This window comes from Microcystis sp. LE18-22.4A (assembly GCF_027531105.1).
GTDB lineage: Bacteria > Cyanobacteriota > Cyanobacteriia > Cyanobacteriales > Microcystaceae > Microcystis > Microcystis aeruginosa.
Genome location: NZ_JAPZRB010000221.1, coordinates 1 through 7,382, shown reverse-complemented (window position 1 = coordinate 7,382; position 7,382 = coordinate 1). Strand labels below are relative to the sequence as shown.

General features: G+C 45.6%; 5 protein-coding genes and 2 pseudogenes. 3 read left to right on the top strand and 4 right to left on the bottom strand.

Going from position 1 to position 7,382, the window contains the following annotated elements; genetic code table 11:
* The first annotated feature begins 139 nt into the window (after positions 1 to 139).
* Entirely contained in the window at positions 140 to 502 is a 363-nt protein-coding gene (locus O9295_RS09845) for a phage holin family protein (RefSeq protein ID WP_080506996.1), read from the top strand.
* A 204-nt stretch (positions 503 to 706) separates the two neighbouring features.
* On the opposite strand, the gene eno is transcribed toward O9295_RS09845, so the two are convergent.
* The 3 genes from eno to glgX all read right to left on the bottom strand — a co-directional run bounded on the left by eno (position 707) and on the right by glgX (position 5,007).
* Positions 707 to 2,005 carry a phosphopyruvate hydratase gene (gene eno / locus O9295_RS09840; RefSeq protein WP_147069427.1) on the bottom strand — a complete coding sequence of 433 codons (1,299 nt, stop codon included), beginning with the start codon at positions 2,003 to 2,005 and terminating at the stop codon, positions 707 to 709.
* 46 nt (positions 2,006 to 2,051) lie between these two features.
* Complete coding sequence (locus O9295_RS09835) at positions 2,052 to 2,813, bottom strand: DUF3887 domain-containing protein (protein WP_288032836.1); 762 nt, start codon at positions 2,811 to 2,813, stop codon at positions 2,052 to 2,054.
* A 115-nt stretch (positions 2,814 to 2,928) separates the two neighbouring features.
* Complete coding sequence (glgX, locus tag O9295_RS09830; protein WP_288032835.1) at positions 2,929 to 5,007, bottom strand: glycogen debranching protein GlgX; 2,079 nt, start codon at positions 5,005 to 5,007, stop codon at positions 2,929 to 2,931.
* A gap of 47 nt (positions 5,008 to 5,054) precedes the next feature.
* Between glgX and O9295_RS09825 the strand changes: the two genes are divergently transcribed.
* Positions 5,055 to 5,255, top strand: coding sequence for a hypothetical protein (locus O9295_RS09825; RefSeq protein WP_288032834.1), 201 nt, complete (start codon positions 5,055 to 5,057; stop codon positions 5,253 to 5,255).
* Positions 5,256 to 5,285: 30 nt separating this feature from the next.
* On the opposite strand, the pseudogene O9295_RS09820 reads toward O9295_RS09825, so the two are convergent.
* Positions 5,286 to 6,207: pseudogene (locus tag O9295_RS09820) on the bottom strand (DUF4351 domain-containing protein).
* Positions 6,208 to 6,357: 150 nt separating this feature from the next.
* On the opposite strand from O9295_RS09820, the pseudogene O9295_RS09815 reads away from it, so the two are divergent.
* A pseudogene (locus O9295_RS09815) lies at positions 6,358 to 7,257 on the top strand (potassium channel family protein); the annotation flags it as partial.
* Positions 7,258 to 7,382: the final 125 nt, after the last annotated feature.

The window sequence follows — 7,382 nt, the reverse complement described above, 5'->3', positions numbered from 1 at the left end:
AAGTGCCAGCCATTGCGGGGATCGGGGGGAAAATTCCTGGACTTTTTCCCTGAAAATTAGGTAGTTGACCACCTGAAAATCGATAAAACCCCACACCCCACACCCCACACCCCACACCCTGCCACCACCGAAAAGCTTTTTGCCGCAAACCCTAAATATTCTTGCCACTGCCCTTAGTTTATTAGTGGTTGATATTATCTTCCCCGGTGTTAAAGTCGATAGCTTTATTGTGGCCATGGTTGCGGGGGCAGTTATCGGTTTAGTCAACGGACTGGTTAAACCGATTCTAGGGCTGCTTTCCCTACCGATTACTATTCTCACCCTCGGTGGCTTTATCCTTGTTCTCAATAGCTTTTGTTTCTGGTTAGCCTCGATCCTCGTCCCGGGATTCGCAGTTAAGGGTTTAGTGGCTTTTATCGGTGCGCCAATCGTCCTCTCTCTGGTCAACACCCTCTTAAATAAATACTTCGCCGAAAAAGGTTCCAGCGAAGTACCACAATAGTCAGTGACCAGTTATCAGTTATCAGTACCTTTAGTGTAACACCTTTGATCCAAAAATCATACCTTTGGGCAGAAAAAGGCCAAAAATAAACACTTCGCCGAAAAGGGTTTCAGCGAAGTACCACAATAGTCAGTGACCAGTTATCAGTTATCAGTACCTTTAGTATAACACCCTTTTTCGATCACTGCAAACTTTTTTCAAATTTTAGGCCAAGAATTTTGGGCCCAAACCGACTTTCGGCGCGTACACCGCCCGATCGCCCAATTCTGCTTCGATGCGTAACAAGCGATTATACTTAGCCACCCGTTCACTGCGACTGAGAGAACCAGTTTTAATCTGTCCGGCATTAGTAGCCACCGCCAGATCTGCGATCGTGGTGTCTTCCGTTTCTCCGGAACGATGACTGATGACAGAACGATAACCGTGACGGGTAGCCAGGGCGATCGTTTGTAGGGTTTCCGTCAAAGAACCGATCTGATTGAGTTTAATCAGGATCGAGTTAGCAATACCCAGATCGATCGCTTTTTGCAGACGGATGGGATTAGTCACCATCAAATCATCGCCCACCAACTGAATCCGCGCCCCCAGTTTATCGGTCAATAATTTCCAGTTATCCCAATCTTCCTCGTGTAAACCGTCTTCAATAGAAATAATCGGATAGCGATCAACTAAACTAGCCAAAAAATCCACCATTTCGGCGGGAGAATGGGCAGAACCATCGTAGATGTATTGACCATCCCGATAGAATTCACTGGCGGCCACATCCATAGCTAAAGCCACCTGCGACCCCGGTTTATAACCAGCACGTTCGATCGATTCGATCAAAATATCCAAAGCTTCCTGATTTGAAGCCAAATTAGGAGCATAACCGCCCTCATCGCCCACACCGGTCAGTAATTTGCGTTCGTGCAAGGCCTTACCCAAAGCGGCGAATACTTCCGCTCCCCAACGCAAACCTTCCTTAAAAGAATCGGCCCCGATGGGGAAGATCATAAACTCCTGAAAATCGACGTTATTATCAGCGTGAGAACCACCATTAATCACGTTCATCATCGGGACGGGTAGCACATTGGCCATCGGACCTGCGAGATAACGATAGAGAGGTAATCCCAGATCTGCCGCCGCCGCTTTGGCCGTAGCGAGAGAGACGGCCAGGATAGCATTAGCCCCTAATTCTCGTTTATTGGCCGTGCCATCGCGATCGATCATAGCTAAATCGATACTAGCTTGGTCGAAAGCATTCATCCCCTGCAAAACCGGGACAATTTTTTCGTGGACATTGCGAACCGCTTTCAGGACACCCTTACCACCGTAACGCTGGGGATCATCATCGCGTAATTCGTGGGCCTCAAAACTACCCGTAGAAGCGCCACTGGGAACCTGGGCCAAACCGAGCGCCCCCGATTCTAATAGCACTTCCGCTTCGATCGTGGGACGGCCGCGGGAATCTAGAATCTCCCTAGCTGCGATCGCTTCGATGGGAACTTCGATTTTATCTAACATAACTTATCGTCTCCAACTCAATTTACGGGGTAATTTCGGCTGATTACTAATTGCCTAAAGGGAAATCCACGTTGACAATCTGCTTTTGATCATCAAAAACGAGGATTAAGGTATCCGTCAGTTTTTCAAATTGAATCGTCACCAACACCAGATCCACACCGTCCGTATCCGAGCCTTTTCTGACCTGAGTTCCCACGATCCGACGCACGGGGCCGGTACGCTTAAGTAAATTCTCCCAAGCACCTTGTACTCTGGTGGGGAAAACCTCAGCTTTCAGGAAAGGGTGTAAAAAACCTCGGGCCAGGCCGTAGTCTTTATTGACCAAGGACGTGACAAAAGCATCGCCAATCTCAGAAATACTGCGAAATTCGGGAAAATCGGCGGCAACTATCTGACCGGACCGGTTAAAGGTAACTGTCACATCTTCGGTAACTTTCTCAAATTCAACGGTGACAATCACCAGATTGGCATTGATAGCATCGAGTAGCTTGCTTTTGACAATGCGCTTAAACGGTCCAGTATTGTCAGTGACTTGGCTTTCCCAGACCTTTTGCAGTTTTTCGGCAGTCCAGAGGGGTTTTAGTTGGGGTGACAAAGCTGCAATAACTTTGTCGTATTGTTTAGTTCCCAACCATTCTACTAACTGCCGAGCTTGCTTTTCTTCTCGGACGGGATCACCAATAGCGATCGCAGTCGGTTCTAGGTTCGCCTGTACCGGTGAAACGCTGAACGCGGTCCAAGGCAGGGAAAAACCAATTAAACACAAAGAGAGAATCGATACCCGTTTCGCTAATGAAAGCCGCATCATTTCAGCTATTGCTCCGCAAATAAATAACGTTTTTCCACTTGACGATTGAATTGATGCCATTGTTCATTAGTTAAAGCATTCAACATCGGTCGATCGAGCAATATCTCTCCTCTTGTTATACTGGTTTAACGATTAAGACTACCGCCGAACGCGCTTGCACCCGATAGGTTTCCGATTCAATAGCGGCTGCGGCATCTAAATCACAGGCTGCCTCGGACAATTGCCCAGCAGTATCGATGACGCGATGCCATTTTTCCCCTTGTCCCAAGGGGGGTAACTGGAAGTTGAGAGATTCCCAGTAAGCGTTCAGCATAATGTGTAAATACTCGTTCGCCTTGGGATGACGCAGGGAAAAAGCTAAACTGTGGGAATCTTCCGACCAATCGGGTTTACTCAACTGTACGCCATGCCAACTGAGATGGGGTTCAAGACTGGTATAGGTGACTTCTAGCAATTTTTCCTGACGGAAAAGAGCTAATTTTTGATTAAAATCGATCAGTCTCCTTACGAAACACCAAAGATCGAACTCTTGCTCTACCGCACTCCAATCGAACCAACTTAACTGGTTATCCTGACAATAGGCGTTATTGTTGCCCTTTTGGGTGCGTCGCACTTCGTCCCCCATCAACAGCATAGGTGTTCCTTGGGAAATAAACAGGATCGTTAAGAGATTTTTTATTTGTTGCAGTCGCAGGGTTTTAATCCTCTCGTTATTGGTTTCCCCTTCTACCCCACAATTCCAGCTAAAATTATCGTTGCAACCGTCCCGATTCTCCTCGCCGTTAGCCTCGTTGTGTTTCTCGTCGTAGGAAACTAGATCGTTAAGGGTAAAGCCGTCGTGACAGGTAACAAAATTTATACTTCTATTGACATCGGTATCGGGTCTGTGGTATATGTCGGGGCTTCCTAAAATCCGCGCCGCTAATTTGCTGACTATGCCGGTATCTCCCCGGACAAAAGCGCGCACATCATCGCGAAAAGGACCATTCCACTCGGAAAACCAATCGGCAAATTCGACAAATTGACCGACACTATACAATCCTGCTGCATCCCAAGCTTCGGCGATTAATTTTGTGCCGGCTAAGACCGGATCCGATTCGATCGCCCAGATCATGTTATAACCTTTTTGCAGAATCGGTTCCCCGTCCACATTGCGCGATAATACGGCCGCCAGGTCAAAGCGAAAACCATCGACGTGCATTTCCGACACCCAATAGCGCAAACAATCGAGAATCATTTTGCCAACAATGGGATGACTGCCCTTGAGGGTGTTACCACAGCCGGTATAGTTGCTATAGAGGCTTTTATCTTCCCCGTCGAGGATGTAGTAGGTGCGATTATCGATACCTTTCAAGGAAAGAGTCGGCCCGGTTTCGTCCCCCTCGGCGGTATGATTGAAAACCACATCGAGAATCACTTCGATCCCCGCTTTGTGTAAAGCTTTCACCAGATCCCGAAATTCATTCAAAGGACCCAGGGGTGAGCGATCGCTACTGTAACCGGCATGGGGCGCAAAAAAGCCGATCGTGCTATAACCCCAATAGTTAGTTAACCCTGGCATAGCGGCAGCGGGATCAAAGTAATGAATCGGTAACAATTCCACGGCAGTAATGCCTAGGTTGTTCAAATAGGGTATTTTTTCGATTAATCCCGCAAAAGTACCTCTTTTTTCCTCGCTAACGCCGGAATTCGGGTTACGAGTAAAACCACCGACGTGCATTTCGTAGATCAAACTGGCAGAGTAGGGAGTGCGTAGCGGTGCGTCATCTTCCCAATCGTAGCGGCCCGGATCCACTACCAGACCCCGCAAAGCTCGATGACAATTATCGCCTTTTTCGCTGGCAGCTTGTCGATCATAAATTTCCGCACCGACAATCGCTTTCGCATAGGGATCGAGAACTACTTTATCAGGATCGAAGCGATGACCCTGGGCCGGATTATCCGGACCATAGACTCGATAAGCATACACTTGACCGACTCCAATGCCGTGAACGAAAATATGCCAATAGAAAAAAGTGCGATTTTCTTGGGGATTCAGACGAATAATTTGACTAGGTTGCGGGGAATTGGCATCATCAAATAATAATAATTCTATGGCAGTGGCATACTTAGAAAATAGTGAGAAGTTGACACCATCGGCCAAGACAGTCGCACCGACGGGATGGCTTTTACCGTGATCGGTTTTTAAGGTCATTGTCAAGAGATAAGAAGTGATTAGGAGTAGTATAAGATTATTCGGCGTTGCTGAATCAAGCTATGAATGCCAAATGTGTGTCCTATCCAAAAGTTAGTTTTGGTCTAGGTTTTAAAAATATCACAAAAGAATGTTCAGAACTCAAATCAGCAACGCCAGATTTTAATGGAGATGGCGTGATTAATTTCCAAGACCTTGCCCTATTCAATAAAGCTCTCAATTTCCCGAGAGATCAAGAAAACAATTAGAGGAGTTTTCAATGGCCTTTCCCGAAGATTTTAGTCCCGATTAAGCCAATTAATTAAGTCAGCTTGAGTCTCAAAGTCTAGCAATGCTTCTCCTAAGTCTTCTAATTTTTCTACTGAGAGTTTTTGGATAGTTTCAGTGATATGCGGGGGTAGTTCACCAAAACGTCGCTTTAGTTGACGTAGCACTAACTTGGATGCTTCTTTTTGAAGTCCGATAGCTTCTCCTTGTTGAATCCCTTCGATTCTACCCTTTTGAATCGCTGCTTCTCTATCTTGTTCGTATAAAGGGGCTAAACGCATAATAAATTTACTCTCCTCCTGGGTTCTTTTGGGTAAGGCTTGCAAGTTCCTACTCAAATTGTATAATAATTTTAAGGAAGCTGATTTAAAGGGATGACTAGAAGACAAGGCCTCTAATTCATCAATCGCTCTGCTTCTGGTTCCTCCTCTGCCTAATAATCTTAACCAAAGGGTTTCAGGGGTTTCGGGTAATTGATGCAGGACAATAAGGGATGTGGTTAATGCTGGAGCTAAAAAGTAAATTCCTTCTCCCCAATCTGGATTATTGAGAGCGGAAAAAGCAGTTATAATCCTCTGACTGGCAGTAGGAGTTAGTATCCATAGTCTAGGAATATTTTCTGCTAATAAGGGTTGTTGATGACGGTGAGCTTCTCTTTGTAATTGTTCCCGCACAGTCAACAGTTTAGATAAACAAGCGAGAATTCCCTCAATCGTGACAGGATTGCGATAGGGTTCCAATAGACAAGGGGTTTGAGCTAATTTGCCCAATAGGCCTAATTCGGGCGGTATTTCTGGGGAAGTCGGTCGAAAATACACATCGATTTCTTGAGTTTCTGCCGTCACATTAAGGCTAGTTTTCACGTCACCGGAAGAAGAGAGAAAGGTTTCGAGGTAGTCTTTCACTAAATTTATCCCAAAGAAAGCGAGTCAAGGCTTAGGTGATTAAATCAATGATGAGGGTTATTTTATCATCTTCAAAGCCTGATTGGGAAAATTGGCAATATTGCAGCTTTAGTTACAGATTTTTCCTAGTTTTTGCGCTAGAACTGAAAGGTTAATCAGCAAAAAATGCGCTCGACGAATGAAACCGCAAATCATCGTCTGTGGATTAGGTCGCACGGGTTATAAAATCTTTTGTTTACTCAAACAACAATCTGCGGCAGTAGTAGCGATTAGCGATCGCCAAATGCTCTGCGAATACCAGTCTGATATTATTATCGGCGATCCCTGCTCTCCTAAAACTCTCCTGCAAGCTGGCCTTCCGGATGCAGAAACCCTAGTTTTGGCCATCGATAACGACGCACTCAATCTGGAAATTCTCACCCGCGCCAGGATAATTAACCCGAAAATTCGGATAGTTAACCGACTATTTAACGAAACTTTAGGAGAAAGACTCGATCAAACCCTCCCTGCTCACGTTAGCATGAGCGTTGCTTCCCTAGCGGCTCCGATCTTTTCCTTTGCTGCCCTTGGTAATAAAGCTATCGGTCAATTACAGCTATTCGATCGCCTTTGGCCAATTCAAGAGATAATTATCGAGGAAAATCATCCTTGGTGGGGATTACCCCTCTACGAACTTTGGGACGATCCGGCCCGGATGTTAATCTATTATCTCCCAGCCCACGACGAAATCGATCTGGTTTCAGCAGTTCTTTTAGGCAAAAAACTCCAAACTGGCGATCATCTCATTATCGGCAATAAACCGACAATTAAGGCAAAACAGCGTTTTAAACTGCAAAAGTGGCTGAGAAATCTACTCAATCTCCGTCCCTATCAGCACTATGTCCAACCGGTAATTCTTGTCACCCTTTCCCTCTTGGGGATGATTTCCCTTGCTACCATTACCTATCTCAGCGTTAATCAAAAAATTTCCCTCGTCGATTCCCTCTACTTTTCCGTCGGGATGATTACCGGTGCCGGAGGTAACGAAAAAGTGGCCGAATCTACCCCCGATAGTATCAAAATTTTTACCGAAATTTTGGGTTAAAGCCCCGTCCTTTTAGGACGGCTTTTTAAACTATATCTTGTTAACTTAACTTTTATTGTGCTATACTGATTTTGTCTAAGTCCCCCCTGCGTAAAATGTTTGTCTTAGAGTTTAAAGTT